Source organism: Amycolatopsis sp. w19 (assembly GCF_051373225.1).
In the GTDB taxonomy this organism is placed as follows: Bacteria; Actinomycetota; Actinomycetes; order Mycobacteriales; family Pseudonocardiaceae; genus Amycolatopsis; species Amycolatopsis japonica.
The window spans coordinates 1-2,427 of sequence record NZ_JBPQFM010000052.1; the positions used below are offsets into that span (position 1 = coordinate 1).

The following is a 2,427-nucleotide window of genomic DNA, read 5'->3' on the forward strand; positions in this document are numbered from 1 at the left end:
TGTTTGTTTCTGGTGTGGTGTTTGAGAACTGTAGAGTGGATGCGAGCATCTTTGTGGTCAAGTTGTTAAGGGCACATGGTGGATGTCTTGGCTTCAGGAGCCGATGAAGGACGTGGGAGGCTGCGATATGCCTCGGGGAGCTGTCAACCGAGCTGTGATCCGAGGATTTCCGAATGGGGAAACCCAGCACCAGTTATGTGGTGTTACCCGCATCTGAATATATAGGGTGTGTGGAGGGAACGCGGGGAAGTGAAACATCTCAGTACCCGTAGGAAGAGAAAACAACCGTGATTCCGTGAGTAGTGGCGAGCGAAAGCGGAAGAGGCTAAACCATGCACATGTCAAGCTGTCAGGCGTTGTGTGTGTGGTGTTGTGGGACCCAGCGTCGAGGATCTGACAGTCCTCGGAATGATCGCGCGTGTTAGTGGAACGCCTTGGGATGGGCGACCGGAGTGGGTGAGAGTCCCGTACGCGAAAACACGTTGTGGATTGTTTGTTTGGTGTTCCCGAGTAGCAGCGAGCTCGTGGAATTTGCTGTGAATCTGCCGGGACCACCCGGTAAGCCTAAATACTTCCTGAAGACCGATAGCGGACTAGTACCGTGAGGGAAAGATGAAAAGTACCCCGGGAGGGGAGTGAAAGAGTACCTGAAACCGTGTGCCTACAAGCCGTCAGAGCCCGAGCACATCTTTGTGATGTTGAGGTGATGGCGTGCCTTTTGAAGAATGAGCCTGCGAGTTAGTGCTGCGTGGCGAGGTTAACCCGTGTGGGGTAGCCGTAGCGAAAGCGAGTCTGAATAGGGCGATTGAGTCGCGTGGTCTAGACCCGAAGCGGAGTGATCTACCCATGGCCAGGCTGAAGCGTCGGTAAGACGACGTGGAGGGCCGAACCCACTTAGGTTGAAAACTGAGGGGATGAGCTGTGGGTAGGGGTGAAAGGCCAATCAAACTCCGTGATAGCTGGTTCTCCCCGAAATGCATTTAGGTGCAGCGTCACATGTTTCACCACGGGGGTAGAGCTACTGGATGGTCTAGGGGCCTTACCGGGTTACCGAAATCAACCAAACTCCGAATACCGTGGTGTGAGAGTGTGGCAGTGAGACGGCGGGGGATAAGCTTCGTCGTCGAGAGGGAAACAGCCCAGAACACCAGCTAAGGCCCCTAAGTGTGTGCTCAGTGGGAAAGGATGTGGGATTGCCCAGACAACCAGGAGGTTGGCTTAGAAGCAGCCACCCTTGAAAGAGTGCGTAATAGCTCACTGGTCAAGTGGTCCTGCGCCGACAATGTAGCGGGGCTTAAGCACACCGCCGAAGCTGTGTCATTGACACATATAGATCGGCGTTCTCCTTGCGGGAACGTCTAGTCGTGTTGATGGGTAGGGGAGCGTCCTGCATCCAGGGAAGCGGCGGCGGAAGCCAGTCGTGGAGGGTGTGGGAGTGAGAATGCAGGCATGAGTAGCGAATGCAGAGTGAGAAACTCTGCCGCCGGATGACCAAGGGTTCCTGGGCCAGGCTAATCCGCCCAGGGTAAGTCGGGACCTAAGGCGAGGCCGACAGGCGTAGTCGATGGATAACGGGTTGATATTCCCGTACCCGAGCACGTGCGCCCAGGATGAGGCGGTTGATACTAACCACCCAAAGCCAGTTACCGATATCTTCGGATGGAGGTTTCTGTGTGGAGCGTGGGATCTGATTCCGTAGTAGTCGAGTGATGGGGTGACGCAGGAAGGTAGCTCCGCCAGTGAGTGGTAGTACTGGTGTAAGCGTGTAGACCGGAGTGTAGGCAAATCCGCACTCCATTAAGGTTGAGACGTGATGCGTAGCCGATTGAGGTGAAGTAGAGTGATCCTATGCTGCCGAGAAAAGCCTCTAGCGAGTGCGTGCACGGCCCGTACCCCAAACCAACACAGGTGGTCAGGTAGAGAATACTAAGGCGATCGGGTGAACTGTGGTTAAGGAACTCGGCAAAATGCCCCCGTAACTTCGGGAGAAGGGGGGCCAAACACTCTGAAGCCCTTCGCGGGCTAGGGGTGGGTGGCCGCAGAGACCAGCGGAAAGCGACTGTTTACTAAAAACACAGGTCCATGCGAAGTCGCAAGACGATGTATATGGACTGACGCCTGCCCGGTGCTGGAACGTTAAGAGGACCGGTTAACCCCTTTGGGGTGAAGCTGAGAATTTAAGCGCCAGTAAACGGCGGTGGTAACTATAACCATCCTAAGGTAGCGAAATTCCTTGTCGGGTAAGTTCCGACCTGCACGAATGGCGTAACGACTTTCCGGCTGTCTCAACCACAGGCCCGGCGAAATTGCACTACGAGTAAAGATGCTCGTTACGCGCGGCAGGACGGAAAGACCCCGGGACCTTTACTATAGTTTGGTATTGGTTTTCGGTTCGGCTTGTGTAGGATAGGTGGGAGACTGTGAAGC

1 rRNA gene is annotated in these 2,427 nt (G+C 55.0%); it reads left to right on the top strand.

The annotated features are described in order from the left end of the window. Positions 1 to 55: 55 nt before the first annotated feature. Positions 56 to 2,427: ribosomal RNA gene (locus ACSMFO_RS40060) — 23S ribosomal RNA — on the top strand; the annotation flags it as partial.